22 protein-coding genes and 2 riboswitches are annotated in these 25332 nt (G+C 72.9%); of the genes, 10 read left to right on the forward strand and 12 right to left on the reverse strand.

Annotation, left to right across the window (positions count from 1 at the left end; genetic code table 11):
* The first annotated feature begins 107 nt into the window (after positions 1–107).
* Positions 108–1079, forward strand: coding sequence for a LysR family transcriptional regulator (locus tag KHC27_RS09780; RefSeq protein ID WP_213338418.1), 972 nt, complete (start codon positions 108–110; stop codon positions 1077–1079).
* Between the two features lie 18 nt (positions 1080–1097).
* Here KHC27_RS09780 and KHC27_RS09785 read toward each other — a convergent pair whose 3' ends face one another.
* The 5 genes from KHC27_RS09785 to KHC27_RS09805 form a co-directional block, all read right to left on the reverse strand.
* Positions 1098–2309: a beta-ketoacyl-[acyl-carrier-protein] synthase family protein gene (locus KHC27_RS09785; protein WP_213338420.1), complete on the reverse strand. Its 1212-nt coding sequence runs from the start codon at positions 2307–2309 to the stop codon at positions 1098–1100.
* Positions 2309–2575, reverse strand: a complete 267-nt coding sequence (locus KHC27_RS09790; RefSeq protein ID WP_213338422.1) for an acyl carrier protein — start codon at positions 2573–2575, stop codon at positions 2309–2311. The genes KHC27_RS09785 and KHC27_RS09790 overlap by 1 nt, the downstream gene beginning before the upstream one ends.
* Positions 2576–2699: 124 nt before the next feature.
* Positions 2700–4097, reverse strand: coding sequence for a GH1 family beta-glucosidase (locus KHC27_RS09795; RefSeq protein ID WP_213338424.1), 1398 nt, complete (start codon positions 4095–4097; stop codon positions 2700–2702).
* Positions 4098–4155: 58 nt separating this feature from the next.
* Positions 4156–5493, reverse strand: a complete 1338-nt coding sequence (locus KHC27_RS09800) for a GntT/GntP/DsdX family permease (protein WP_213338425.1) — start codon at positions 5491–5493, stop codon at positions 4156–4158.
* A 144-nt stretch (positions 5494–5637) separates the two neighbouring features.
* The gene (locus KHC27_RS09805) at positions 5638–7050 is read right to left on the reverse strand and encodes an FAD-binding oxidoreductase (RefSeq protein WP_213338428.1); all 1413 of its coding nucleotides are present in this window, start codon (positions 7048–7050) and stop codon (positions 5638–5640) included.
* Positions 7051–7333: 283 nt separating this feature from the next.
* On the opposite strand from KHC27_RS09805, the gene KHC27_RS09810 reads away from it, so the two are divergent.
* The 3 genes from KHC27_RS09810 (at position 7334) to KHC27_RS09820 (ending at position 10957) form a co-directional block, all read left to right on the forward strand.
* Entirely contained in the window at positions 7334–8695 is a 1362-nt protein-coding gene (locus KHC27_RS09810) for a glycoside hydrolase family 5 protein (protein ID WP_213338431.1), read from the forward strand.
* Between the two features lie 16 nt (positions 8696–8711).
* Positions 8712–10226: a malonate--CoA ligase gene (locus tag KHC27_RS09815; RefSeq protein ID WP_213338432.1), complete on the forward strand. Its 1515-nt coding sequence runs from the start codon at positions 8712–8714 to the stop codon at positions 10224–10226.
* A gap of 98 nt (positions 10227–10324) precedes the next feature.
* Positions 10325–10957, forward strand: coding sequence for a LysE family translocator (locus KHC27_RS09820; RefSeq protein WP_213338433.1), 633 nt, complete (start codon positions 10325–10327; stop codon positions 10955–10957).
* A gap of 17 nt (positions 10958–10974) precedes the next feature.
* Here KHC27_RS09820 and KHC27_RS09825 read toward each other — a convergent pair whose 3' ends face one another.
* Positions 10975–11250 carry a metal-sensitive transcriptional regulator gene (locus tag KHC27_RS09825; RefSeq protein ID WP_213338976.1) on the reverse strand — a complete coding sequence of 92 codons (276 nt, stop codon included), beginning with the start codon at positions 11248–11250 and terminating at the stop codon, positions 10975–10977.
* 68 nt (positions 11251–11318) lie between these two features.
* Between KHC27_RS09825 and KHC27_RS09830 the strand changes: the two genes are divergently transcribed.
* Positions 11319–13907, forward strand: a complete 2589-nt coding sequence (locus KHC27_RS09830) for a heavy metal translocating P-type ATPase (RefSeq protein WP_213338435.1) — start codon at positions 11319–11321, stop codon at positions 13905–13907.
* A gap of 241 nt (positions 13908–14148) precedes the next feature.
* On the opposite strand, the gene KHC27_RS09835 is transcribed toward KHC27_RS09830, so the two are convergent.
* From KHC27_RS09835 to KHC27_RS09855, 5 genes are all read right to left on the reverse strand, one after another.
* Positions 14149–15441 carry a D-amino acid dehydrogenase gene (locus tag KHC27_RS09835; protein WP_213338437.1) on the reverse strand — a complete coding sequence of 431 codons (1293 nt, stop codon included), beginning with the start codon at positions 15439–15441 and terminating at the stop codon, positions 14149–14151.
* Positions 15442–15508: 67 nt separating this feature from the next.
* Positions 15509–15623, reverse strand: a riboswitch (glycine riboswitch).
* 1 nt (position 15624) lies between these two features.
* Positions 15625–15726: riboswitch (glycine riboswitch) on the reverse strand.
* 116 nt (positions 15727–15842) lie between these two features.
* A complete protein-coding gene (gene nadC / locus KHC27_RS09840; RefSeq protein WP_213338439.1) occupies positions 15843–16706 on the reverse strand; it encodes a carboxylating nicotinate-nucleotide diphosphorylase in 864 nt (287 codons plus the stop codon).
* A gap of 38 nt (positions 16707–16744) precedes the next feature.
* On the reverse strand, positions 16745–18343 hold the full coding sequence (locus KHC27_RS09845; protein WP_213338978.1) for an L-aspartate oxidase: 1599 nt from the start codon (positions 18341–18343) through the stop codon (positions 16745–16747).
* Positions 18344–18371: 28 nt separating this feature from the next.
* The gene (gene nadA / locus KHC27_RS09850; RefSeq protein ID WP_246519795.1) at positions 18372–19469 is read right to left on the reverse strand and encodes a quinolinate synthase NadA; all 1098 of its coding nucleotides are present in this window, start codon (positions 19467–19469) and stop codon (positions 18372–18374) included.
* A gap of 204 nt (positions 19470–19673) precedes the next feature.
* Positions 19674–20678, reverse strand: coding sequence for an NUDIX hydrolase (locus KHC27_RS09855; RefSeq protein WP_246519796.1), 1005 nt, complete (start codon positions 20676–20678; stop codon positions 19674–19676).
* Between the two features lie 124 nt (positions 20679–20802).
* Between KHC27_RS09855 and KHC27_RS09860 the strand changes: the two genes are divergently transcribed.
* Positions 20803–21636 carry an aldo/keto reductase gene (locus KHC27_RS09860; RefSeq protein ID WP_213338441.1) on the forward strand — a complete coding sequence of 278 codons (834 nt, stop codon included), beginning with the start codon at positions 20803–20805 and terminating at the stop codon, positions 21634–21636.
* 53 nt (positions 21637–21689) lie between these two features.
* On the opposite strand, the gene KHC27_RS09865 is transcribed toward KHC27_RS09860, so the two are convergent.
* Positions 21690–22583 carry a DMT family transporter gene (locus KHC27_RS09865; RefSeq protein ID WP_213338443.1) on the reverse strand — a complete coding sequence of 298 codons (894 nt, stop codon included), beginning with the start codon at positions 22581–22583 and terminating at the stop codon, positions 21690–21692.
* A gap of 55 nt (positions 22584–22638) precedes the next feature.
* Here KHC27_RS09865 and KHC27_RS09870 point away from each other — a divergent pair, with 55 nt between their 5' ends.
* The 4 genes from KHC27_RS09870 to KHC27_RS09885 all read left to right on the forward strand — a co-directional run bounded on the left by KHC27_RS09870 (position 22639) and on the right by KHC27_RS09885 (position 25258).
* A complete protein-coding gene (locus KHC27_RS09870) occupies positions 22639–23226 on the forward strand; it encodes a TetR/AcrR family transcriptional regulator (RefSeq protein WP_213338445.1) in 588 nt (195 codons plus the stop codon).
* 129 nt (positions 23227–23355) lie between these two features.
* Positions 23356–24087: an energy-coupling factor ABC transporter ATP-binding protein gene (locus KHC27_RS09875; protein WP_343210879.1), complete on the forward strand. Its 732-nt coding sequence runs from the start codon at positions 23356–23358 to the stop codon at positions 24085–24087.
* A complete protein-coding gene (locus KHC27_RS09880; RefSeq protein WP_213338446.1) occupies positions 24084–24695 on the forward strand; it encodes an energy-coupling factor transporter transmembrane component T family protein in 612 nt (203 codons plus the stop codon). The genes KHC27_RS09875 and KHC27_RS09880 overlap by 4 nt, the downstream gene beginning before the upstream one ends.
* On the forward strand, positions 24692–25258 hold the full coding sequence (locus KHC27_RS09885; RefSeq protein ID WP_213338453.1) for a biotin transporter BioY: 567 nt from the start codon (positions 24692–24694) through the stop codon (positions 25256–25258). The genes KHC27_RS09880 and KHC27_RS09885 overlap by 4 nt, the downstream gene beginning before the upstream one ends.
* The last annotated feature ends 74 nt before the right edge of the window (positions 25259–25332 follow it).

Genomic DNA, 25332 nt, shown 5'->3' on the forward strand with positions numbered 1-25332 from the left:
GAAAAGGGAGGTAATATAAATTTATCTTATAGTATGGCCGTCCCGCCCCCCGCCGCGCCGCGGCGTCGCCTGTCCGTGGCGGCAGGGAGGCGCCCAGGGAGACGCCGATGGCCGACCCGCTTCCCTTCGACCTGCGCGCGCTGGAAGCCTTCCTCGCGGTGTGCGAGACCGGCGGCATGGCGCAGGCGGCGCGCCGGCTGGGGCTGACCCAGCCCGCGGTGTCGCAGACCATCGCCGATCTGGAGCGCCGCACCGGCGTGACCCTGTTCGACCGCGGCGCCCGCCCGCTCGCGCTCACCGCCGCCGGCGGCGTGCTGCGGCAGCGGGCGGGGGCGCTGCTGTCGGAGGCGCGGCAGATCGCGCCTCTGCTGCGCGAGAGCGAGCATGGCCGGCTGCCGCTGCTGCGGGCCGGGCTGGTCGATTCGCTGTCCCGGGTGCTGATGGCGCCGCTGGCCGGCCGGCTGCGGCAGGCGGCGGACGAGGTGTCGATCCTCTCCGGCCTCACCGCCTCGCATGCCTCGGCGCTGCTGACGCGCCGGCTCGACCTGCTGGTGGGCACCTCGGAGCTGGAGGAGATCGAGGGGCTGGAGCGCTGGCCGCTGGCGAGCGAGCCCTATCTGCTGCTGATGCCGGCGGACCTGCCGGCGCCGGCGGACCCGGCGGCGCTGGGCGAGCTGGCCGGCCGCGCCACGCTGGTGCGCTACAGCGCCCGCTCGCAGACCGGCATGGAGATCGAGCGGCACCTGCGCCGGCTGCGGCTCGATCTGCCGCGCCACATCGAATTCGACACCCCCTTCGGCGTCACCGCCGCGGTGGCGGCGGGCGGGGGGTTCGCCATCACCACCCCGCTCTGCCTCATCGAGGCCGGGCTGGGGCTGGAGGGGCTCGCCTGCCGGCCGCTGCCCGGGCCGGGGCTGGCGCGCCAGCTCATCCTCATCGCCCGGCGGCAGGAATTCGGCCGGCTGCCCGGCGAGATCGCGGCGTTCTGCCGGGCGCGGCTGCGCGAAGCCGAGGGCCGCATCGCCGCGCTGGCGGGGCCGGCGGCGGCCGGCTTCGCGGTGGCGGGGCCGGCGGGGTGAGGCCGCGCCCGAGTGCGCTCAGCCCGCCTTGCGCAGCGCCAGCACGGCGTTGAGGCCGCCGAAGGCGAAGCTGGAGGAGAGTGCGGCGCCGATCGCCGCCGGGCGGCTGGCGTTGGCGACGCAGTCGAGGTCGCACTCCGGGTCCGGCTCGTTGAAGCCCATGGTGGGCGGCAGGAAGCCCTCGCGCAGCGCCAGCACGGTCGTGATGAAGTCGAGCGCGCCCGAGGCGTTCATGGTGTGGCCGTATTGCGACTTCGACGACGACACCGGCAGCGCCCGCAGATGCGGGCCGAATACCTCGTGCAGCGCGGCGGTCTCGGTGCGGTCGTTCAGCGCGGTGGCGGTGCCGTGGGCGCTGACATACTCCACCGCCTCCGGGGCGAGGCCGGCATCCTCCAGCGCGAAGCGCATCGCGGCGGCGGCGCTGTCGCGGTCCGGTGCGGTGATGTCGCGCCCGTCGGCGGTCATGCCGAAGCCGACCAGCTCGGCGTGGATGGTGGCGCCACGGGCGAGCGCGTGGTCCAGGTTCTCCAGCACCACCGCCCCGGCGCCCTCGCCGATGACGAGGCCGGAACGGTCCTTCGAGAAGGGGCGGCAGGCGTCGGGCGCCAGCACGCGCAGCGCCTCCCAGCTCTTCAGCATGCCGTAGGTGATCTGCGATTCGCCGCCGCCGGCCAGCGCGACGTCCAGCATGCCGCCGCGGATCATCTGGAACGCGGTGCCGATGGCGTGGGCGGCGGAGGAGCAGGCCGAGGCGATGGCGAAGGACGGGCCGTGGATGCCGAGATCCATGGTGACATGGCTCACCTGCGCGCTCGGCATGGCGCGGGGCACGGTGAAGGGGTGGGGGCGCGGGGCCTGCTCGGCGTAGAGCTTGCGGTAGCTCTCGTCCACCGCGTGGAAGCCGACCGAGGCGGCGAAGATGGCGCCGACCCGATGCAGCGGCAGCGCCTGCAGCGTCACGCCCGCCGCCGCCACCGCCTGGCGGGCGGCGACCACGGCGAGCTGCGAGGTGCGGTCCATGAGGCCGAGCTGGCGCGGGTCGAAATGCTGTTCCGGCACGAAGTCCCGCACCTCGGCGGAGATCTTCGTCTTCATGGCGGAAACGTCGATGCCCTGGGTCGGCCCGATGCCCACCGTGCCGGCGCGCAGCCCCGCGAGATGGGCGGCAACGTCGTTGCCGAGCGCGGAGAGCGAGCCGAGCCCGGTGACGGCGACGCGATGGGCCATCAGCCCCGGGCCTGCTTGGCCGCCAGCAGCGCGGCGACATGGTCCACCAGCACGCCGACCGTGACGTCGTTGCCGTTCAGCGGGCCGTCATTGGGAATCTCGATGTCGAACCGGCTTTCGAGCTTGAAGATCGTCTCGATCAGGTCGAGCGAGGAAATGCCGAGATCGGCCACCGGGGTCGTGGCCGCGAGCAGGCCGCGGTCCACCCCCACCTCGGTGGCGATGAAGTCGATGATCTCGGAAATACGGGGGTCGTCTGTCTGCATGCGACTGCTCAGCTTAGCCGGATAAGGGCGGGATGGGGCAAAAAACCCCATCCGTTTGACGTTCGTATCACAACTGTACCGGCGGCGCGCAATTCCATGACGTTTGGTCGCCCGGGCCGGACGGTCAGCCGGGCTTCATCACCTCGGCGAGGAAGCGGTAGGATTCCTTCGGGGTGCGCTTCAGCGTGGCGAAATCGACATGCACGATGCCGAAGCGCCGGCGCAGCCCTTCCGCCCATTCGAAATTGTCCAGCAGCGACCAGACGAAATAGCCCCTCAGCGCGCAGCCCTCGTCCACCGCGGCGCGGCAGGCGATGATGTGCTGGCGGATGAAGGCGGCGCGCTCGGGGTCGTCCACCACGCCGTTGCGGGGCGGGGGATCGTCGAAGCAGGCGCCGTTCTCCATGATGAAGGCGGGCGGGTTGGCGTATTCGTCGCGCAGCCGGCGCATCACCTCCACCAGCCCCTGCGGCTCGATCGGCCAGCCCATGGCGGTGGTCCGGGTGCCGGGCGGCTGCGGACCCCAGCCGGCCTGCGCCAGCACGCTGTCGGGGTCGTTCACCACATGGGCGCGGCCGTAATAGTTCACGCCGAGGAAGTCGACCGCCACCTTGATGCGGGCCATGTCGTCGCCCTTGATCAGCGGGGCGAACTGGTCGGCATAGGCGGCGGGGTAGATGCCCTTGAACAGCGGGTCGAGATTGTTGGTGTTCCACGCCGCGTCGAAGCGCTGGGCGGCGGCGGCGTCCTCCGGCTTGTCGGTGGAGGGCAGCACCGGCTGCAGCGAGAACACCGTGCCGAGCACGAGGTCGGGCTTCTGCGCCCGCAGCGCGGCGATGGCGGTGCCCTGGGCGAGGTTCTGGTGGTGCTGGGCCTTGAGGTAGCTCGGCCAGCCGGTGAGGCCGGGGGCATGGTTGCCCACCGCATGGCCGAAGATGGCGTGCACCGAGGGCTCGTTCAGCATCGCCCAGTGCTTCACCCGGTCGCCGAGCCGGCCGACGGTGGCCTGGGCGTAGTCGGCGAACCAGCCGGCGATGTCGCGGTTGTGCCAGCCGCCGCGCTGCTGCAGCGCCTGCGGCAGGTCCCAGTGATAGAGGCAGGCCCAGGGCTGCACGCCCTTCTCCAGCAACTGGTCGACCAGCCGGTCGTAGAAGTCGAGCCCCGCCGGGTTCACCGGGCCGGTGCCCTCCGGCACGATACGCGGCCAGGCGGTGGAGAAGCGGTAGGCGCGGAAATGCCCGGCCGCCAGCAGGTCCACATCCTCGGGGTAGCGGTGGTAGTGGTCGGCGGCGACATCCGCATTGGTGCCGTCGGCGATGCGGCCGGGCTCGCGGGCGAACACGTCCCAGATGCTGTCGGCGCGGCCGCCCTCGCGCACCGCGCCCTCGATCTGGAAGCAGGAGGTGGAGGCGCCCCACACGAAGTCGGCCGGCAGCTTCGGAACCGCCATCTGGGCCCGGGCCCGCGCCGCCAGGAAGGGCAGGGCGGCGCTGGCGGCGAGGAAGGTGCGGCGACGGATCATGCGGACGATCTCCTTGAGGCGGCGGGAACGGCGCGGTTTCATTCGCCCGCCCCGGCGTTCAGGCGCAGACGAGGTGCAGCAGAAGCAGCAGCCCCAGGCTCACCGCGCCCTGCACCACCGTGCCGAGGCTGAAACGGGCGAGGCACCCGCCGGGGCCGAGCCGGCCGGCCTGCGCGACCAGCCAGAACAGTCCGTCAGTCAGTTGTGACGCGGTCATGGCGCCGGCGCCGACCGCCAGCGCCGCCAGCGCCCGGCCGGCGCCGGTGTCGAGCCCCAGCGGGCCGAGCAGCGGCGCGGCCATGCCGGCGGCGGTGATGGCGGCGACCAGCGAGGAGCCCTGCAGCAGCTTCATGAGCGCGGCCAGCGCGAAGGGCAGCACCAGCGCCAGCGCCGGCTCGGGCTGCCAGCCCAGCAGCCGTTCGGCGTTCATTTCCGGCAGGCCGGTGTCCTGCACCAGCTTCTGCAACCCCCCGGCGGCACCCACCAGCAGGATGAGCCCGGCGGCGCGGGCGATGCCGCGGCCGGCCCAGCCCTCTTCGGTCAGCCCGCCGCGCTCCCACGGCCGCACCAGCAGCGCCAGCAGGCCGACCCCGACCACCAGCAGCATGAGCGGGCGGCCGAGGCCGAGGATGAATTCGCGGTTGGAGCCTCCGCCAAACGGCTCGCTGGCGATGTCGCCCAGCGACTGCACGGCGAGCAGCGCCACCAGCACCGCGCTGACCGCGGCGAGAAGCAGGGCGGCGCGGCGCGGCCGGTGCAGCGCGGTCGCCTCCGCCAGCGGCTCGCCGGCAAGGGGAGCGGCCGCGGGCGTGGCGAGCCGGGCGTACAGCGCCCCCGCCGCGACCGCCACCACCGCCAGCGGCAGGCCGAAGGCAAGCGTCGCCCACCAGCTCGCGCCGAGAATGGTCGCGGCGGCGATCATCGCCGGCGCCGGCAGCAGCAGGCCATGGCTGCCGGAAAGCGCGAGCGCCAGCGTCACCGCCGGCCGCGCGCCCTCGCCGCCGATGGCCCGGCGCAGCGGGCCGAGCACCGCGAAGGTCGCGGCCGGGCTGGAGCCGAGGCCGCCCGCGAGGCCGAGGACCGGCAGCACCAGCGCGGCGGCCCGGCGGCTCATGCCCTGCACCCGGGCGGAGAGCCAGGTGCCGGCGCCGGCACCCTCGGCGATCTCCGTCATCAGCGTGCCGGCCAGCACCACGAGGCCGAGCGACTGGATGGTCTGGGAGAATCCGACCCCGAACGACTTGCCGATCTGGCTGGTGGCCATGCCGGCGGCAAGGCCGAAACCGACCGCGGCGGCCAGCAGCGCCAGCACCGGCTGGACCCGCCAGCGGCCGGCGGCGAGAAGGACGAGGAGGAGCGCGGCCAGCAGATAGGCGGCCTGATACAGCGACGTCACGCGAGCTTGCCTGGAAACGGACGGTGGGAAGGGCGTCCTGCTGGATACCGCGCCGGGCGCGCGGTGTCACGCACGGGCGGGGTCACGATCCGGCGCGGAGCGCCCGTGCCGGTCGTCGCGCACCGGCTGCGGGCGGAGCCAAGGCTACGCCCGCACCACCTTGCCGGGGTTCATGATGTTGGCGGGGTCGAGCGCGGCTTTCAGGGCGCGCATCATGTGGCGCTTGGCGGGGTCGCCGTAGCGGTCCAGCAGGTCCAGCTTCACGACGCCGATGCCGTATTCCGCGCCGAAGGAGCCGCCCATGCCGACCGCAAGGTCGTAGAGCCGGGGCGAGACCTCGGCTTCCAGCCAGACCTTGTAGCCCGCCGGCTCCACCCCCACCGGGGCCACCACGTTGAAGTGGACGTTGCCATCGCCGACATGGCCATAGATCGAGAGCCGGCCGCCGGCGCCATGGGCGGTGACGAGGGCGGCGGCCCCGGCGATGAAGGCCGGCAGCACCGAGGTCGGCACCGAGATGTCGTGCTTCACCGAGCCGCCATTGGCCACCTCGGCCTCGGGAATGTGCTCGCGCAGGTGCCACAGCCGCTCGCGCTGCTGGGCGCCGGCGGCCAGCGTGCCGTCGGTGACGAGGCCCTCGCCCATCAGCGCCTCCAGAAGCTGCGCCACCGCCTCCTCCAGCGCCAGCACGGGCGAGCAGGTCTGCGCTTCCAGCAGCACGTAATGCTCCGCCGGCGCGGCCAGCGGGTGGCGCAACGCGGGCTGCGCCGCCAGCAGCAGGGCGAGCGAATGGTGGGAGATGTATTCGAACGAGGTGATGTTCTCGCCGGTGAGCTGCTGCGCGCGGGCGAGGATGGCCGTCAGCGTGCTGATGTCGTCGACGGCGAGGAAGGCGGTGACGGTCTGCGCCGGCTTGCGCGCCAGCTTCAGCGACACGGCGGTGATGACGCCGAGCGTGCCTTCCGCGCCGAGCAGCACCTGCTTCACGTCATAGCCGGTGTTGTTCTTGCGCAGCGGCTGGAGCACGTCGAGCACCTGCCCGTCCGGCAGCACGGCCTCGAGGCCCAGCACCAGGTCGCGCGCCATGCCGTGCTTCAGCACCGAGATGCCGCCGGCATTGGTCGAGAGGTTGCCGCCGATCTGGCAGGACTGGCGCGAGCCGAGGTCGAGCGGCAGCATCAGCCCCTCGGCGTCGGCGGCCTCCTGCAGCACGCTCAGCACGCAGCCGGCCTCGGCGGTGAGCGAGAGGTTGGCGGCGTCGAGGCCGCGCACGGCGTTCAGCCGTTCGAGGCTGAGCACCAGCTCGTCGCCCTTGGCGGAGGGGGTGGCGGCGGCGCAGTAGGAGGTGTTGCCGCCCTGGGGCACAAGCGCCACGCCATGGGCGGCGCAGAGCGCGACGATGCGCTGGACCTCGGCGGTGCTGCGCGGCCTCAGCACGGCGCGGGAGGCGCCGGTGCGGAAGCGGCGGAAATCCGTGAGGTAGCGCGCCGTCACCGCGGGGTCGGTGGTGTAGAGGTCCGCCGGCAGGGCGCCAAGAACGTCGCCGATCCGATCCATGCCTGTCTCCGCCCTGTTCCCTGCGTGCCGCCCCTCGGCGGCCGGGCCGGACGCCCGGCGCCGGCAGGGCCGACCGGCTATCGGTCGCGCGCGGCCCGGTCAAGGGGAGGGCGGCCGGGGAGCGAACCCTGCGCCGGGCGAAGCCCATGGCCCACCCCCCGCCCCGCCTGCGTCCGGGGGGCTCGCGGCCGACCGGCGCCGCCGGGAGCCGGCGCGTTGGAGGCGCCGGGGCCGCGCGAAGGGTGATTGCCGGCGGCGGTGGGCGCGGCTAGTTTCCGCCGCCATGGCTCGCGCTCATCACCCGCTCTCCCGTCTCGTCCCGGCCAATGCGCCGGCCCTCGGCCTCGCGCTGGCCCTCGCCCTGCTGCCGGGCCTCGGGCTTTCCGCCGCGCCGCTGGCGGCACAGGAGGCGCAGGAGCCGCCGCCCGGCGCCGTCCCGTCCGGCTTCGTGCGGGCGCAGGGCACCCGCTTCGTCAACCCGGACGGCAGCACCTTCCACATCAAGGGCATGAGCTTCGGCAACTGGCTGCTGCCGGAAGGCTACATGTTCAAGTTCAAGGTCCAGCGCTCGCCGCGCGAGATCGAGAGCGTCATCGCCTATCTCGCCGGGCCGGAGGCGGCGGCGCGGTTCTGGACCCGGTTCCGCGAGGTCTATATCGGCGAGGCGGACATCGCCTTCCTCAAGGCGGCCGGCTTCACCACGGTGCGCATTCCGCTGCACTGGAAATTCTTCATGGACCCCGCCGACCCGGAGAAGGTCGACCCGCAGGGCGAAGGCTGGACGCTGCTCGACCGGGTGATCGGCTGGTGCCGCAGCTACGGCCTCAAGGCCATTCTCGACATCCACGCCGCACCCGGCGGCCAGACCGGGGTGAACCACGACGACGGCGTCGGCTACCCCCTGACCTTCTACATCCCGAAATACCAGCGCGCGACCATCGCCATGTGGCAGGCCATCGCCGGGCGCTACCGCGACGAGACCGCGGTGCTGGCCTATGACCTGCTCAACGAGCCGATCTCGCCCTATCACGACCAGGACTATCTGAACCCGCGGCTGGAGCCGCTCTATGCGCGGATCACGCAGGCCATCCGCGCGGTGGACACCCACCACCCGGTCATCCTCGCCGCGGCGCAGTGGAGCACCAATTTCGGCGTGTTCGGCCCGCCCTTCGACGGCAATGCCGGCTACACCTACCACAAGTTCTGGGCGAGCCCGGAGCGGCGCGAGGTGCAGGACTACGTGAACTTCGCCAATCGCTGGCAGGTGCCGCTCTTCCTCGGCGAGACCGGCGAGCTGACCGACGACTGGAACGCGACGTACCGCGCGCTCAACGAATCGTTCGGCATCGGCTGGAGCTTCTGGACCTACAAGAACCTCGATTCCGCCTCCACCGTCGTCTCCATCGAGAAGCCGGCGGGCTGGGACGCCATCGCCGCCTTCGGCAGCGCGCCGCGGCGCGACTGGGCGGGCATGGCGAGGCCGCCGCAGGCCGAGGTGGTGGCAACGCTCGACGCCTATCTGGAGGCCGCCCGCTTCGCCAATGGCCACGTCAATGCCGGCTATGTCGCCTCGCTGGGGCTGAAGGTGCCGGACCTGGCGCCCGCCGCGCCCGCCGCGCCGAACCCCGCCGCGCCGAACCCCTGAGAGAGTGCGTCCCGCCATGGCCAACCACCTGTTCGACCGCATCCGCGCCGGCATCGCCGACCCCGCCCGGCCCTTCGCCGAGACGGCGGACGGGGCGCGCCACAGCCAGGCCGACCTGCTGGAACGCTCCGCCCGCTACGCCGGCGCCTTCGCCGCGCTGGGGGTGAAGCCGGGCGACCGGGTGGCGCTGCAGGTGGAGAAGAGCCTGGAGGCGGTGTTCGCCTATCTCGGCGCGGTGCGGGCGGGCGCGGTGTTCCTGCCGCTCAACACCGCCTACACCCCGGCGGAGATCGACTATTTCCTCGGCGACGCCGAGCCGGCGGTCTTCGTCTGCGATCCCGCGCACCGGGCGGCGCTGGAGCCGGTGGCGGCGGCGCGGGGCGTCGGCCGGGTCCTCACCCTCGACGCGGCGGGGCGGGGCACGCTGGCGCAGGCGGCGGACGCCGCCTCGCCCCACGGCGTCGACGTTCCGCGCGGGCCGGACGATCTCGCCGCGCTGCTCTACACCTCCGGCACCACCGGGCGTTCCAAGGGCGCGATGCTGAGCCACGACAACCTCGCCTCCAACGCGCAGGCGCTGGTCGAGGAATGGCGCTTCACGCCGGACGACGTGCTGATCCACGCCCTGCCGATCTTCCACACCCACGGCCTGTTCGTCGCCATCAACGTGACGCTGCTGGCCGGCGCCTCGATGCTGTTCCTGCCGCGCTTCGACCCGGCGGCCATCCTGGCGCTGATGGGGCGGGCCAGCGTGCTGATGGGGGTGCCGACCTTCTACACCCGCCTGCTGAAGCAGCCGGGCCTCACTGCGACGGCCTGCGCCGGCATGCGGCTGTTCGTCTCCGGCTCGGCGCCGCTGCTGGCGGAGACCCACCGGCAATGGACCGCCGCCACCGGCCACGCCATCCTCGAACGCTACGGCATGACCGAGACCAACATGATCACCTCCAACCCCTATGAGGGCGAGCGGGTGCCGGGCACGGTCGGCTTCCCGCTGCCGGGGGTGAGCGTGCGCGTCACCGACCCCGACACCGGGCGCGAGCTGATCGCCGGTGCCGTCGGCATGATCGAGGTGAAGGGGCCCAACGTCTTCAAGGGCTATTGGCGGATGCCGGAGAAGACGGCGGCCGAGTTCCGCGACGGCTGGTTCGTCACCGGCGATCTCGGCGTGATGGATCTGGCCGGGCGGGTGCAGATCGTCGGGCGCGGCAAGGACCTCGTCATCACCGGCGGCTTCAATGTCTACCCCAAGGAGGTCGAGACCGAGCTGGACGCGCTGCCCGGCGTGGTGGAAAGCGCGGTCATCGGCCTGCCGCATGCCGATTTCGGCGAGGGCGTCACCGCCGTCATCGTGCCGGCGGAAGGGGCGCGGCTGGAGGAGGCGGCGGTGCTCGCCGCGCTGGAGGGCCGGCTGGCGAAGTTCAAGCTGCCCAAGCGGGTGCTGTTCGTGAACGAACTGCCGCGCAACGCCATGGGCAAGGTGCAGAAGAACCTGCTGCGCGACAGCTTCGCCGGGCTATACCGGGCGTAGGCTCGGCGGACCGGCGCCCGCCCCTTGTACCTCGCCCCCCTTCGCCGATGGGGCTCCGCCCGACTGCCTGAGGCGCCATCCCGGCGCGGGAAACGCCCATGCCTTCGCTCGACCTCCTGCTGGCCTGCCTGCTCACCACCGCGGTGTTTGCCTATATCCCCGGCCCGGCCATGCTCTATGCCGCGGCGCGCACGCTGGCCGGCGGCCGGCGGGCGGGGCTGATGGCGGCGTTCGGCATCCATCTCGGCGGCTATGCCCATGTCGCGACCGCGGCGGGCGGGCTCTCCGTGCTGTTCCACGCGGTGCCGCCGGCCTATCTCGCGGTGAAGCTGGCGGGCGCGGCCTATCTGGTCTGGCTCGGCCTCGGCCTGCTCCGGGCGCGCGGCACGCCGGAGGTGGGGGAGGGGCTGCCGCCCCCGGCCGGTGCGCGCCGGGCCTTCCTGCAGAGCGTGGCGGTGGAGGTGCTGAACCCGAAGACGGCGCTGTTCTTCCTCGCCTTCCTGCCGCAGTTCGTCGACCCCGCCGCGAGCTGGCCGGTATGGCTGCAGTTCGTCGTGCTGGGCACGCTGGTGAACGCGATGTTCACTTCGGCGGATCTGGTCTGCGTGCTGCTGGCGGGCGCGGTGAGCGCGCGGCTGCGGCGCTCCGCCCGGGTCCAGCGGGCGCTGCAGCGGGCCGGCGGGGCGGTGCTGGTCGGGCTCGGCACCCATCTGGCGCTGCAGCGGGGCTGACGCGCCGGGCGCGGCCGCTACCCCTTCACCCGCCCCAGCACCTCGATCAGCTCGGCCACCTTGCGGCGCTGCTCCTCGGCGTCGCCGGAGGCGATGGCGTGCTCGACGCAGTGGGCGACATGGTCGCGCAGCACCTCTTCCTCCACCTTGCGCAGCGCCGCCCGCACCGCGGTGAGCTGGGTGACGATGTCGATGCAGTAGCGGTTGTCCTCGACCATGCGGGCGATGCCGCGCACCTGGCCTTCGATGCGGTTCAGCCGTTTCAGGCAGGCGGTGCGGGTGTCGGTCTGCATGCTGGACATATACCCCCGCCGGGTATATATGGCAAGTCTATATACCCCCTCAGGGTATGGAGGCGCACATGACCGGACGGGATCAGGGCAAGGACGAGAGGGACGCGGCGGCTTCCTGTTGCGGTGGCGCGGCGCCGCACGGCGCCACCCCGGCCGCACCGGCACATCCTGCCGGCGGCGGCTGCGACGGCCATGATCCCGATCAAGCCTGCGCCCACGATCACGCGGCGCACGACCATGCGGGCCACGGCCACGGCGCCCATGACCACCCGGAGCACGACCACGCGGCGCATGCCGGGCACGATCACCACGCCCACGCCGGTCACGCCCACGCCGGTCACGCCCACGCCGGTCACGCCCCGGCGGCGGAGATGGCGACCGATCCGGTCTGCGGCATGAGCGTGGACCCGCACACGGCGCAGCACCGCGCGGGGCATGGCGGGCGGAGCTGGTATTTCTGCTGCAACGGCTGCCGCACTAAATTCCTCGCCGATCCCGCCCGCTATCTGGAGGGCCGGCCCGAGGCCGCCCCGGTGCCGGCCGGCACCGAATACACCTGCCCCATGCACCCCGAGGTCCGGCAGATCGGCCCCGGCACCTGCCCGCTCTGCGGCATGGCGCTGGAGCCGATGCTGGTCAGCCTGGATTCCGGCCCCAACCCGGAACTTGCCGACATGAAGCGCCGCTTCTGGATCGGCCTTGCCTTCACCGCCCCGGTCTTCGCGCTGGAAATGGGCAGCCACCTCGTGCCGGCGCTGCACCACCTGGTGCCGCCGGGCGTCTCGGCGTGGGTGCAATTGCTGCTGGCGACGCCGGTGGTGCTGTGGGCGGGCTTTCCGTTCTTCGAGCGCGGCTGGCAGTCGCTGGTGACGCGCAACCTCAACATGTTCACGCTGATCGCGCTGGGCACCGGCGTCGCCTATGCCTACAGCCTTGTCGCCGTGCTGGCGCCCGGCCTGTTTCCGCCCGCCTTCCGCGGCGCGGACGGCACGGTGGCGGTGTATTTCGAGGCGGCGGCGGTCATCACCGTGCTGGTCGCGCTGGGGCAGGTGCTGGAGCTTGCCGCCCGCGAGCGCACCTCCGGCGCCCTGCGCGCCTTGCTCGACCTCGCCCCCAAGACCGCCCGCCGGCTGAAACCGGACGGCTCCGAGGAGGACGTGCCGCTCGACGCGGTCGCGGTGGGCGACCGGCTGCGGGTGCGCCCGGGCGAGAAGGTGCCGGTGGACGGCATCGTCGAAGAGGGGCGCTCGGCGCTGGATGAGTCGCTCGTCACCGGCGAATCCCTGCCCGTCACCCGCAGCGCCGGCGAGCGCATCGTCGGCGGCGCCATCAACGGCTCGGGCGCGCTGGTGATGCGGGCGGAGCAGGTGGGGCGCGACACCCTGCTGGCGCGCATCGTGCAGATGGTGGCGGAGGCCCAGCGCTCCCGCGCGCCGATCCAGCGGCTGGCGGACCGGGTCGCCGGCTGGTTCGTGCCGGCGGTGGTGGCGGCGGCGGCGCTGGCCTTCCTCGCCTGGTATCTCGCGGGGCCGGAGCCGCGCTTCGCCCATGCCCTCATCGCGGCGGTGGCGGTGCTCATCATCGCCTGCCCCTGCGCGCTGGGGCTCGCCACCCCGATGTCGATCATGGTCGGGGTCGGGCGCGGCGCGCAGGCCGGGGTGCTGATCCGCAACGCCGAGGCGCTGGAGCGGCTGGAGCGGGTCGACACCCTTCTCGTCGACAAGACCGGCACCCTCACCGCCGGCCGGCCCGCGCTCACCGTACTGGAGCCGGCCGAGGGCTTCACCGAGGCGGAGGCGCTGGCGCTGGCGGCGGCGGTGGAGGCGCCCTCGGAGCACCCGCTCGCCCATGCCGTGGTCGCGGCGGCCCGGGCGCGCGGGCTCGACGTGCCGAAGGTGCGCGGCTTCGACAGCCCGGTGGGCAAGGGCGCCTATGGCCTGGTGCAGGGCAAGCGGGTGGTGATCGGCAGCGCCGGCTTCCTCGCCGAGCTCGGCATCGACGCCGCCCCGCTCGCCGCGCGGGCGGAGGAACTGCGCCGGGAGGGCGCCAGCGCCATCTTCCTCGCGGTGAACGGCCGGCCCGCCGCGGTGCTCGCCATCGCCGACCCCATCAAGGAGACCACGGCCGGCGCCATCGCCGCGCTGAAGGCCGACGGGGTGCGGCTCGTCATGCTCACCGGCGACAACCGCACCACGGCGGAGGCGGTGGCGCGCCGGCTCGGCATCGCCGAGGTCGAGGCCGGCGTCGCCCCGGCCGACAAGGGCGCGGTGGTGGCGCGGCTGAAGCGGGAGGGCCGGGTGGTCGCCATGGCCGGCGACGGCGTCAACGACGCCCCGGCGCTCGCCGCCGCCGATGTCGGCATCGCCATGGGCACCGGCACCGACGTCGCCATCGAAAGCGCCGGGGTGACGCTGCTGGGCGGCGATCTCGCCGGCATCGTGAAGGCGCGGGCGCTGTCCCGGGCGGTGATGGCCAATATCCGCCAGAACCTCTTCTTCGCGTTCCTCTACAACGCCGCCGGCGTGCCGATCGCCGCTGGCGTGCTCTACCCCGTGCTCGGGCTGACGCTCTCGCCGATGGTGGCGGCGCTGGCCATGGCGCTGTCCTCGGTCAGCGTCATCGGCAACGCGCTGCGGCTTCGGGGCGTGCGGCTGTAGGGTTCCGGCGAAGCGGGCGAGGCTGTTGTCGGGGAGTTGCCGCGTCGGGCCCGAGCGTTCCGCCGCGTCGGGCTCGGAGCGTTCCGTCCCATGGGCGCTTGCCGCTGCGGAAGTGGCCATCCCTCCGGGATCGTGCGAGCCGGGTGGTCACGCCGGGCCCGGTGGGGCCCGGCGGAATGGGTGAGCGACGGGGCGGGAGGAGGGGCGGAGCCGGGCGAGCTCGCCCTCCTCCCGCCCGGCCTCAGGCCGCCTTCCGGGGGAAGGCGTGCACCGTCGCGCCGGCGGGGGTCTCGACCGGCATGGCGGCGGCGATCTTCTCCGCGATCATCTCCGCGGTGACGCAGGACAGCGTCCAGCCGAGGTGACCGTGGCCGGTGTTGTAGAACACGCCCGGCAGCTTGCCGGCGTCCACCTTCGGCATCATGGACGGCATCATCGGCCGCAGGCCGGCCCACGGCACCACGCGCGCGGTGCTGACGCCGGGGAACAGCTTGCGGGTCCAGTCCACCAGCGGGCGGATGCGGTCGGCGCGGATGTCGCGGTTCTCGCCGTTGAACTCCGCCGTGCCGGCGACGCGGAAGCGGTCGGCGCCGAGCCGGCTGGTGACGATCTTGGTCTTGTCGTCGAGCAGGCTGACCCAGGGCGCGGCCTTCTGGCTGGCCTCGTCGTCCAGCATCACGGTGATGGAATAGCCCTTCACCGGGTAGATGTTGACGCGGTCGCCGAGTTTCGCGGCGATGTCGCGGCTGCCGATGCCGGCGCACACCACCACGCCGTCGGCCACCAGCGTCTCGCGGGTGGGCTCGGCGTTCTCGTCCGCGGGAGCTACCGACCAGCCGATCCGCACGCCGGTGCCGATGTGCTCGACCATGTCGACGCTCGCCTCGCTCACGAAGCGCACGCCCTGGCGCACCGCCGCGTCGGCGAGGCCACGGGTGAACTTGTGGATGTCGCCGGTCGAGTCGGATTCGGTGTAGAAGCCGCCGTAATAGTCGCCGTGCAGCGTCGGCTCGAGGGCGCGCATCTCCGCCGGGGTCACGGCGCGGCGCGGCAGGCCGCCGGCGGCGTAGAGCTTGCTCACCTCGGCGGCGCCGTCATAGCTCGCCTTGTCGCGGTAGATGTGCAGGATGCCGCGCTTCTCGTGGTTGAAGTCGATGCCCTCGCGCGCGGCGATCTCGAACATGTACTTGCGCGCCTGGATGGCGAGACGGGTGGTCTCGACGGTGTTGGCGCGGTAGTTCGGGATGTTGGCGAGGAACTCGGCCATCCAGCTGTATTTGTGCCAGGAGGGCTTGGGGTTCATCAGCAGCGGCGCGTCGGGGGTGAGCATCCACTTGATGCCCTTCAGCACGGTCGCCCAGCTGTTCCACACCTCGGCATTGCTGGCGGAGAGCTGGCCGCCATTGGCGAAGGACGTCTCCATCGCCGCGTAGCGCTGGCGATCGATGACGGTGACGGCATAGCCGCGCTGGCGGAGGGCATAGGCGGTGGTGATGCCGGTGATGCCGGCGCCGATAACAGCGAAATGGCGCATGGGGTCTCTCCCGCGCTTGAGGACGACAAGGAGCGCGACCCCCGTGGGTCACGGCTCCGGCTGTCCCCAATCTGTCGCGGTACCTGAGAGCTCGCCCCGAGGAGGTAGGACCTGCGTCCCCTGTCTCGGGCTTCCCCTTCGGTGGGCGCCCGACCCGAGGGCCGGCGCCTCTCTCCAGATCGTCCTGACCATGCGGTCCCTGGTGCCTGAGAGTTTCCTGGGGGGTTGCTCCGTCGGCGCCGACACATGCCCGGGAGGACTGTCGGTCTCTCCCGCATGGCTTATCAGACCCTCATTGCATCGCACAAATGCATGCCGCATTCAAGGGCAGAAGCATCCATCGCGGTACAGCCATGCGGTTTCCGCGGTGCTTCCGCTCCTTAGCGGGGGCGATGCGGGCCTCACGCCGCGTCGAAGGCATCCAGCCCGAGGTCGAGGATGGGGGCGCTGTGGGTGATCCAGCCCACCGAGATCAGGTCGACCCCGCTCGCCGCCACCGCCCCGATGGTCTCGGCGTTGATGCGGCCGGAAGCCTCGGTGAGAGCGCGGCCGTCCACCAGCGCCACCGCCCGGCGCAGCGTGTCGGGGTCCATATTGTCCAGCAGCACGGCGTCGACCCCCTCGGCCATGGCCTCGTCGAGCTGGTCCAGCGTGTCCACCTCCACCTCGATCTTCACCATGTGCCCGGCATGGGTCTTGGCGCGGCGGATGGCGGTGGCGACGCCGCCGGCCACCGCGATGTGGTTGTCCTTGATGAGGATGGCGTCGTCGAGCCCGAAGCGGTGATTCGCCCCGCCGCCGGCCCGCACCGCGTGCTTTTCCAGCGCCCGCAGCCCGGGCGTGGTCTTGCGGGTGCACACCACGTCGGCATGGCCGTGCGCCTTGGCGATGCCGACCAGGCCGGCAGTGGCGGTGGCGATGCCCGAGAGCCGGCAGGCGAGGTTCAGCGCCACCCGCTCGGCGGTGAGGATGGAGCGGGCCGGGCCTTCGAGCCGCAGCACCACGTCGCCGGGGCGCAGCGCGCTGCCGTCGGGGCGCTCCACCAGCACGTCGAGCGTGGGGTCGAACAGGTGGAAGGCCAGCGCGGCGACATCGGTGCCGGCCGCCACCCCGTTCTGCCGGCTGGCGATCACGGCCCGGAAGCGCTCGCCCGCCGGCACAACCGAATCCGTGGTGACGTCGCCGGCGCGGCCGAGATCCTCCAGAAAGGCGGCGCGCAGCACCGGCTCGACGAGAAGGCGCGGCAGCGGGGAAAGCGGGGTCATGGCGGCATCCGGTTCTGGAAAGGGCGGCGGGCGCGGGCCTAGGCGACGCGCCGGGGCTCGGCGCCATCCGTCTCGGCGGCAGGCGTTTCCGCAGCCGCCGCTGCGGCGACGGGCGCCTCGACGAAGGCCTCGGCGAAGGCCAGCGTCTCCGCGAGGTCGGTGCGCGAGGAGACGGCGAGCGGGGCGGTGGCGGGATGGTCGGCCCGGCAATGGCCGCCGCGGCTCTCCTCCCGCCGCAGCGCCGCCACGGCGATGACGAGGGCGAGGCTGGCCACCGGTTCGGCGCCGCCCTGCGCCAGAGGCTGCAGCACGCGCACCGCCTCGGCGAGGCCAGCGGCCTCGCGCACCACGCCGACATGGCGGTCCATCAGCGGCCGCAGCCGCGCCAGCTCCGGCGCGGTCCGCGCCGGGGCGAAGGCGGGCGCCGGCTGTGCCAGCGCGGGGGCCTCCTCGCCGAGGATGTCGGCGGCGATGCGCTCGGCGAAGACCAGCGCCTCCAGCAGCGAGTTGCTCGCCAGCCGGTTGGCGCCGTGCAGGCCGGTGGCGGCGACCTCGCCGCAGGCCCACAGGCCGGGCAGGCTGGTGCGCCCCTCGGTGTCCACGGCTAGGCCGCCCATGTGGTAATGCGCCGCCGGCCGCACCGGGATCGGCTGCTGCGCCGGGTCGATGCCGTTGGCGCGGCACAGCGCCACCACGCCGGGAAAGCGGGTCTCGATCCCGGCCATCCGGGCGTCGAGCACCACGCGCCGGCCGGCGGCGATCTCGGCGAAGATGGCGCGCGCCACCACGTCGCGCGGCGCCAGCTCGGCGCCCGGCACGCCGCGCATGAAGCGCTCGCCGCGGTCGTTGAAGAGCTGGGCGCCTTCCCCGCGCAGCGCCTCGGTGGCGAGCGGCATCGGGTCGGCCCCGGCGGCGATGGCGGTGGGGTGGAACTGCACGAATTCCATGTCGCGCAGCACAGCGCCGGCCCGCGCCGCCACGGCGAGGCCGGAGCCGACCGCCGTCAGCGGATTGGTGGTGGAGGCATAGAGCCCGCCGATGCCGCCGGTGGCGAGCACCACGGCCCGGGCTTCCAGCGCCTGCGCGGCGCCGCTGCGGTCGCGGAAGGTGATGCCGGCGATGCGGCCGGCACCGTCCCGCAACAGCCCGTCGAGCCGGCCTTCCTGTGCGGTGATGCTGCCGCAGGCCGCCGCCGCGCGGATCAGCGATTCCAGCACCACGCGGCCGGTGGAATCGCCGCCGGCATGGACGATGCGCCGGCGCGAATGCGCCGCTTCCAGCCCGAGCGCCAGCGCGCCGCCGGCCTCGCGGTCGAACGGGGTGCCGAGCCGGGCGAGCCAGTCCACCGCCGCCGCCGCGCCGGTCGCGACCAGCCGGGCGACCAGCGGGTCGCACAGGCCGGCGCCGGCCTTCAGCGTGTCGACCGCGTGGAGGTCGGGATGGTCGTCGGCGCCGATGGCGGCGGCGATGCCGCCCTGCGCCCAGGCGGTGGCGGCGCCGGTGCCGAGCGGGCTGGCGCAGAGCAGCGTCACCGGCATCGGCGCCAGCCGCAGCGCGGTGGCGAGGCCGGCGATGCCGCCGCCGACCACGATCACATGCTCCGGCGCGCGCGCGCTGCCGGGCTCGGCCCGGTCCATCCTTGCCATTGCGGATCTTCCCGTTGCGTCAGCGGATGGCGAGCATGCGCTCGACCGCGGCACGGGCCTTCACCGCCACCGCCGGGTCGATCTCGACCTGCTCGCTCATGGTCTCCAGCGCCCGGCGGATATTGCCGAGGGTGATGCGCCGCATGTGCGGGCACAGGTTGCAGGGACGCACGAACTCGATGTCGGGGTGGTGCACCGCGACATTGTCGGCCATGGAGCACTCGGTGATGAGCACGACCCGGCCCGGCTTGTGGTCGCCGACATAGTCGGCCATGCCGGCGGTGGAGCCGGCATAGTCGGCTTCCGCCACCACCTCCGGCGGGCATTCCGGGTGCGCCAGCACGACGACGCCGGGATGGGCCTCGCGCAGGTCGCGAATGTCCTGCGGGGTGAAGCGCTCATGCACCTCGCAATGGCCCTTCCAGGCGATCAGCTCGATCTCCGGCACGTCCTTCTGCACGTTGCGGGCGAGATACTCGTCCGGCAGCATGAGGATGCGGTTGACGCCCCATTCCTTCGCGACGTGGCGCACCACCTTCACCGCGTTGCCGGAGGTGCAGCAATAGTCGCTCTCCGCCTTCACCTCGGCCGAGGTGTTGACGTAGGTCACCACCGGCACGCCGGGATAGCGCTGGCGCAGCAGCCGGATGTCGGCGGCGGTGATCGAGGTGGCGAGCGAGCAGCCGGCCTGCGAATCCGGGATCAGCACTGTCTTCGCGGGGTTCAGCAGCTTGGCGGTCTCGGCCATGAAGTGCACGCCGGCCATGACGATGACGTCGGCATCCACCGTCACCGCCTCGCGGGCGAGGGCGAGGCTGTCGCCGACGATGTCGGCCACGGTGTTGAAGATTTCGGGGGCCTGGTAGTTGTGGCCCAGCACCACGGCGTTGCGTTCGCGCTTCAGCCGCTCGATCGCCTCGACCTCGCGGGCGATGAGGGGCCATTCGGCCGGCGTCACATGGCGGGCGACCCGGGCATAGAGGTGCGGCAGCGGCAGCGCCTCGGCCTCACGCGGGGCGGGCGCGCGCAAAGCGGACTCACGCGGCAGCGCGGACTCACGCGGCAGCGTCTCGGCGACGGGGGCCGCGTCGCCGCGGGCGAAGGTGACGTCCAGCATGGCATCCTCCCTTATGCTCGTTCTGAGCATAAATGGGGTACAAAGAACCCGGGTCAAGGACCCGGGCAACGACTTATGCTAGGACTGAGTATAAGGCGTTGTCAACGGCCCGTCACCGATCTGCGACAGAATTGCCATGAGGTACCCAAAACCTTTTCATTGTAAGGGTTTGAAGGTGATGCGCCGCGGCGCGCCCGCCCGCCGCTACCGCCGGACACCGGCGCTCGGCAGCCGCACGCCGGGGGCCGGGCGCTCCAGCAGCACCTCGCGGCGGAACCGCACCAGCCGGGCGGGGCGCCCGCCGGTCTCGCTGGTCGCCTCGCCGGTTTCCTCCACCAGCCGCTGCTGCTCGATGAGGCGGCGGAAATTCTGCTTGTGCAGCCGCACCCCGGACAGCGCCTCCACCGCGTTCTGGAGCTGGCCGAGGGTGAAGCTCGGCGGCATCAGCTCGAACACCACGGGGCGGTACTTGATCTTGCCGCGCAGCCGGGCGATCGCCAGCGCCAGCATGCGGCGATGGTCCACCGCCATCTCGGCGCCGGGCAGGCAGGGCCGCTCCGGCGAGGGGGCGACGCCGTGCTCGCGCAGCCCTTCCGCCACCATGCCCGCCTCGTAGAGCAGCTCGTAGCGTTCCAGCACCCGCTCCTCGTCGCGGGTCTGGCCGAAGCCGAAGGCCAGCGAGAGCCGCTCGGCCCGCATCGCCCCCACCGCGGCGTTGGGCGCCGCCGCGGCCCAGGCCCGCAGCCCGGGCTCGATGGCGTCGAAGATGGCGGGCCGGCCGTCGCGCCAGTCTTCCCATGGAAAATAGCGGTACCAGCTCTCCCACGCCGCGTCGGCGTCGCCGGCCGGGCGCGCCTCCCGCACCAGCGCGAGATAGGCCACCGAGAGCGCGCGGCGGGCGTCCTCGCCGTCGGTCTCGCGGCGGTCGCGGTCGCCGAAGGTGTAGAGCTGCTCGACATGGCCGAGCACCTGGTGGGTCTGCCGCTCCACCCAGCTCCGCAGGCCCTGCTCCAGCGTGCGGTGGTTGCGCTCCAGCGGGCCGGAGGGAAGCTGCTCGTGCCCGCCATGGCGCACCGCCAGCACCTTGGGGTCGTCCCCGGTCACCGCGACGATGACCGCGCTGAGGCCGATCGAGAGCGCGGTGTCGGCGGTGCCGGCGGCGGCGTCGGGGCGGGCCGGGGACGGCAGCGGGGCGGAGCTCGGCGACATGGGCCTGGCGGGCTGGAACGGCGGAAGGGGCGGCGGCAAATCGGGTGCGCCAGTCTAGCACGCTTGCGCGCCGCGTGCGGGGATGGCAATCCCGCTGCGGGGAAGACGGATGGAGGAAACGCCCATGCACCGCGTCGTTCTGCCCGGCGGCGAAGATGTGCCGCAGCTCAGCATCGGAACCTGGATGATGGGCGAGCGCCCCGCCGCGCTGCGCGCCGAGACCGAGGCGGTGCGGCTCGGCGTCGAGCTTGGCATGACGCTGGTCGACACCGCGGAGATGTATGGCGAGGGCGCCTGCGAGAGCTTCCTCGGCGGCGCGCTGGCCGGCCTGCGCGACGGGGTGTTCCTCGTCAGCAAGGTGTACCCCCACAATGCCAGCCGGGCCGGGGTCATCGCCGCCTGCGAGCGCAGCCTGAAGCGGCTGCGGACCGACCGGCTCGACCTCTATCTCCTGCACTGGCGCGGCGGCGTGCCGCTGGAGGAGACGGTGCGCGGCTTCGAGCACCTGAAGGCGCAGGGCAAGATCCGCCACTGGGGCGTCTCCAATTTCGACACCGACGACATGGAGGAGCTGTGGGAGACCCCGGGCGGCACCGCCTGCGCGGTCAACCAGGTGCTCTACAATCTCGGCCGGCGCGGGCCGGAATGGGACCTGCTGCCGTGGATGGAGCGGCACAAGGTGCCGCTGATGGCTTACAGCCCGATCGAGCAGGGCCGCCTGCCGCAGGCCGGCGCGCTGGCGCAGGTGGCGCAGAAATACGACGCCACCCCCTATCAGGTGGCGCTGGCCTGGGTGATGCGCGCGCCGGGCACCATCGCTATTCCCAAGGCTTCGCGGGCCGAGCACATGCGCGAGAACGCCGGCGCGGCGGCGATCACGCTGGAGCCGGCGGATTTCGCCGTGCTCGACGCCAGCTTCCGCCCGCCCACCCGCAAGCGCGGGCTGGAGATGCTGTGAGCGGCGGCCCGCGCGGCTGCGGGCGCGGCTGAGGGCGCGGCCCCGCCCGCTCGTCAGCCCGGCCCGCAGGGGCGGGGCTCGGCCGGGGCGCGACGGAAGCTGTCGCCGGCGAGGTACCACAGCACGGCGGCGACCACGAGGCCGCCGCCCGCCAGCACCGGCAGCGTCACCGTCTCGCCGAGCAGCGCCCACACCCAGAGCGGCGCAAGCGCGACGTCGAGCAGCAGCAGGAAGCCGGCCTCGCCGGAGCCGATATGGCGGCCGCCAATGAGGGTGAGCACGCTGGCGAGCCCGCTGGTGAGCGTGCCGAGCAGGGCGCAGGCCACCAGCGAGCCGGTTGCCGGCCATTCATGCGGCACCAGCGGCAGCGCCACCACGATGCAGCCCAGCGCCGAGCCGAGGCTCAGCAGCGTGGTGTCGAGGCTCGGGTGCTTCTTGGCCAGCACCAGCATGCCGGCATAGCTCACCGTCATCAGCAGCGAGAGCAGGATGCCGAACAGGTCGTTCGGCCCGACCGCGGCGCCGCACATCACCGCGATGCCGATCACCGCCAGCAGCCCCGCGGCGCCGAACCGGCGGGTCAGGCGCTCCCCCGTCGCCAGGAAGGCCAGCGCCCCACTGACGAAGGGCAGCGCGGCATAGACCGTCATCACCGTCGCCACCGAGGTGAGGGTGAGCGCGACGATGTAGGTGGCGCTGCCGAGCACGCCGAGCAGCACGGTCGCCACCCCGGCGCCGGAGAAGGTGGCCCGCAGCGCCGCGCCGCGCTCGCGCACCGCCAGCGGCCAGTAGATCGCCAGCGCCAGCGCGGCGAAGACCGAGCGCCACAGCACGATCGACCAGCCGTCCAGCCCGGCCAGCCGCACGAACAGGCCGGTGGTGCTCCACAGCACCGTGGCGCCGAGAATGGCCGCAAGGCCCAAGCTGCGCGTTCCTGCCTTGGACATGGCGATCCCTTCGTGCTTCAATGGCATCTGTTTAAAGTAGACCGGTCGTCTAGTCATGGAAAATCCATCGCCCACCCGCGAAAAAATTCTGGCGGCCGGAATCCGGGCGCTGCTCGAACATGGCTATGAGGGAACCGGCCTCGGCCCGCTTCTGGCGTCGGTCGATGTGCCGAAGGGCTCCTTCTACCATTTCTTCCCCAGCAAGGAGGACTTCGCCGCCGCCGTGCTGGACGCCTATGTCGCCCATTACCGCGCCCACCGGCTGGCGGTGTTCGGCGACGCCACGCGCACGCCGATGGCCCGGCTGGACGCCTATATCGTCCATCTGGAGGCCGAGGCGCTGGGCGGAACCGCCCTGGCGGGATGCCTTTACGGGGTGCTGGCGCAGTCGGTCGGCGGGCTGGGGCCGGAGCTGCGCCAGCGCCTCGCCGCCGCCTTCGAGCGCTGGGAGCAGGATCTCGCCGCGCTCATCGCCGAGGCCCAGCAGGCCGGCGAGGTCGACCCTGCGCTGGACCCCGCCGATACCGCGGCCGGGCTGATCGACTTCTACGAGGGCGCCATTGTCCGCGCCCGGGCCGGCGGCGGCGCCGCCGCCTTCCGCCGGTTGCGGCGCTTTGCCGCGAGCCTCAGATGGTCCGGCTGACGGGAGGTATCATTTGAAGGTATCTGAGTAATTCCATCGACGATGGGCGACAAAGCCGGGCAGGTCGGCTAAGGCGATGGCGAGCCGAGCCGGCGCCTCCCGCGCCGGACGGTGCGTGGAACCGTTGCCGTGCCGACGACCCCGGACGATCGCCGCATCCTGCTCGACAACGTCACCCTTGAGCGGGGTGGGCGCGAGGTGCTCTCGGCCCTTTCGCTGGCGCTCGGCGAGGCCCGGGTGGGGCTGATCGGCGACAACGGCTCCGGCAAGAGCTCGCTGGCGCGGCTGTTCAACGGGCTGCTGCTGCCCGATTCGGGCCGGGTGCGGGTCCACGGGCTCGATACGGCGGCGGATACGGCGGCGCTGCCGCGCCGGGTGGGCTTCATCTTCCAGAATCCCGACCACCAGATCATCTTCCCCACGGTGATCGAGGAAATCGCCTTCAGCCTGGAGCAGACCGGCCTGCCGCGGCGCGCGGCGGCGGCGGAGGCGCGTTCCGCGCTCGCCCGCCACGGCCGCGCCCACTGGGCGGACCGGGCGGTGCACACCCTTTCCGAGGGCGAGAAGCAGTTCCTCTGCATCATCGCGGTGCTGGTGATGGAGCCGACCCTGCTGGTGCTGGACGAGCCGTTCTCCAGCCTCGACCTGCCGACCCGGCTGCGGCTGGAACGGCTGATCGACACCCTGCCGCAGCAGGTGGTGCTGATCGCCCACGAGCTCGACGCCTTCGCCGGCTATGACCGGGTGATCTGGCTCGACCGTGGCCGGGTGGCGATGGATGGCGCGCCGGGGCCGGTGGTCGAGGCCTATCGCCAGCGGGCGCTGGAGCGGCTGGCGCGCCCGGCGGAGCCGGGCACGTGATCTCGCTCTATCTCGCGCGCCGCACCTGGGCCCATCGCCTGCCGGCGTGGCTGAAGCTCGGCGTGCTGGCGGGGCTCAGCCTTGTCGTCACCCCGCTGGACAGCCTGCCGGCGATGGCGGCGCTGGTGGCGGGGGCGCTCGCGCTCTATGCCGCGCTGGGGCGCGAGGCGCTGCGGCAGATGGTGCTGCTGCGGGCCATGGCGCCGCTGCTGGCGCTGCTCTTCGCCTTCCACTGGTGGAGCGGCGACCCCCGGCTCGGCCTCGTCGCGGTGCTGCGGCTGGCCGGCATGATTCTGATCGCCAACGCGGTGACCATGACCACCCGCATGGACGAGATGATGGAGGTGGTGGAGCCGCTGCTGCGCCCGCTCGCGCTGATCGGCGTTTCCCCGCGCGCGGTGGCGCTGGCGGTGGCGATGATGATCCGCTTCGTGCCGCTGCTCTTCGCGCTGTGGGAGGCGCTGAACGAGAGCTGGCGCGCCCGTTGCGGCCGGCGCGGCGGCTGGCGCCTGCTCGCGCCTTTCTGTATCCAGACGCTGCGTTTGTCCAACCATGTCGCCGAGGCGCTGAGCGCGCGGGGCGGCGTATCGCGAGCGAGCCGCCGATGAAGACCGCCTCCGCCGACCGCACCCTCGTTCAGATCGCGCTCTATGCCGCCGTCATCGCGGTGCTGGGGCTGATGCCGAAATTCGATCTGCCCTTCGCCGGCGGCGTGCCGATCACCGCGCAGAGCATGGGCATCATGCTGGCGGGGGTGATGCTCGGGGCGTGGCGCGGGGCGGCGGCGGTGGGGCTGTTCCTGCTGGCGGTGGCCATGGGCGCGCCGCTGCTGGCGGGCGGGCGCGGCGGCTTCGGCGTGTTCTTCACCCCGTCCGCCGGCTTCCTGCTCGGCTATCCCGTGGCGGCCTTCGCCGCCGGGCTGGCGATGCAGGGCCTGCGGCGCCGCGCGGTGCTGCCGGCGGCGCTGGCGGCGGCGGTGCTCGGGGGCATCGTGGTGCTGTATCCCCTCGGCATCCTCGGCATGTCGGCGCTGGGCAGCCTCGCCCCGCTGGCGGCGGCGAAGGCGTGCCTCGTCTTCCTGCCCGGCGACGCGGTGAAGGCGGTGCTGGTGGCGCTGATCGCCCAGACCGTGGCCCGCGGCCTGCCCGACGCCCTGCTCTCGCGCGCCTGAGCGGCGGTGGACCCCGCCGGCCCGCCACCTTCCGCGCCGGCCGCGGCCCCGGCGGGCGGGCGCCTTCCCGCCGC

Origin of the sequence: Ancylobacter lacus (assembly GCF_018390635.1) — a bacterium.
Lineage (GTDB): Bacteria > Pseudomonadota > Alphaproteobacteria > Rhizobiales > Xanthobacteraceae > Ancylobacter > Ancylobacter lacus.

Bases quoted from the DNA above. Each gene is read 5' to 3' on its own strand.
- KHC27_RS09780 (WP_213338418.1), top strand. From the start codon at position 108: ATGGCCGACCCGCTTCCCTTCGACCTGCGCGCGCTGGAAGCCTTCCTC.
- KHC27_RS09785 (WP_213338420.1), bottom strand. From the start codon at position 2,309: ATGGCCCATCGCGTCGCCGTCACCGGGCTCGGCTCGCTCTCCGCGCTC.
- KHC27_RS09790 (WP_213338422.1), bottom strand. From the start codon at position 2,575: ATGCAGACAGACGACCCCCGTATTTCCGAGATCATCGACTTCATCGCC.
- KHC27_RS09795 (WP_213338424.1), bottom strand. From the start codon at position 4,097: ATGATCCGTCGCCGCACCTTCCTCGCCGCCAGCGCCGCCCTGCCCTTC.
- KHC27_RS09805 (WP_213338428.1), bottom strand. From the start codon at position 7,050: ATGGATCGGATCGGCGACGTTCTTGGCGCCCTGCCGGCGGACCTCTAC.
- KHC27_RS09810 (WP_213338431.1), top strand. From the start codon at position 7,334: ATGGCTCGCGCTCATCACCCGCTCTCCCGTCTCGTCCCGGCCAATGCG.
- KHC27_RS09815 (WP_213338432.1), top strand. From the start codon at position 8,712: ATGGCCAACCACCTGTTCGACCGCATCCGCGCCGGCATCGCCGACCCC.
- KHC27_RS09820 (WP_213338433.1), top strand. From the start codon at position 10,325: ATGCCTTCGCTCGACCTCCTGCTGGCCTGCCTGCTCACCACCGCGGTG.
- KHC27_RS09825 (WP_213338976.1), bottom strand. From the start codon at position 11,250: ATGCAGACCGACACCCGCACCGCCTGCCTGAAACGGCTGAACCGCATC.
- KHC27_RS09830 (WP_213338435.1), top strand. From the start codon at position 11,319: ATGACCGGACGGGATCAGGGCAAGGACGAGAGGGACGCGGCGGCTTCC.
- KHC27_RS09835 (WP_213338437.1), bottom strand. From the start codon at position 15,441: ATGCGCCATTTCGCTGTTATCGGCGCCGGCATCACCGGCATCACCACC.
- nadC (WP_213338439.1), bottom strand. From the start codon at position 16,706: ATGACCCCGCTTTCCCCGCTGCCGCGCCTTCTCGTCGAGCCGGTGCTG.
- KHC27_RS09845 (WP_213338978.1), bottom strand. From the start codon at position 18,343: ATGGACCGGGCCGAGCCCGGCAGCGCGCGCGCGCCGGAGCATGTGATC.
- nadA (WP_246519795.1), bottom strand. From the start codon at position 19,469: ATGCTGGACGTCACCTTCGCCCGCGGCGACGCGGCCCCCGTCGCCGAG.
- KHC27_RS09855 (WP_246519796.1), bottom strand. From the start codon at position 20,678: ATGTCGCCGAGCTCCGCCCCGCTGCCGTCCCCGGCCCGCCCCGACGCC.
- KHC27_RS09860 (WP_213338441.1), top strand. From the start codon at position 20,803: ATGCACCGCGTCGTTCTGCCCGGCGGCGAAGATGTGCCGCAGCTCAGC.
- KHC27_RS09865 (WP_213338443.1), bottom strand. From the start codon at position 22,583: ATGTCCAAGGCAGGAACGCGCAGCTTGGGCCTTGCGGCCATTCTCGGC.
- KHC27_RS09870 (WP_213338445.1), top strand. From the start codon at position 22,639: ATGGAAAATCCATCGCCCACCCGCGAAAAAATTCTGGCGGCCGGAATC.
- KHC27_RS09885 (WP_213338453.1), top strand. From the start codon at position 24,692: ATGAAGACCGCCTCCGCCGACCGCACCCTCGTTCAGATCGCGCTCTAT.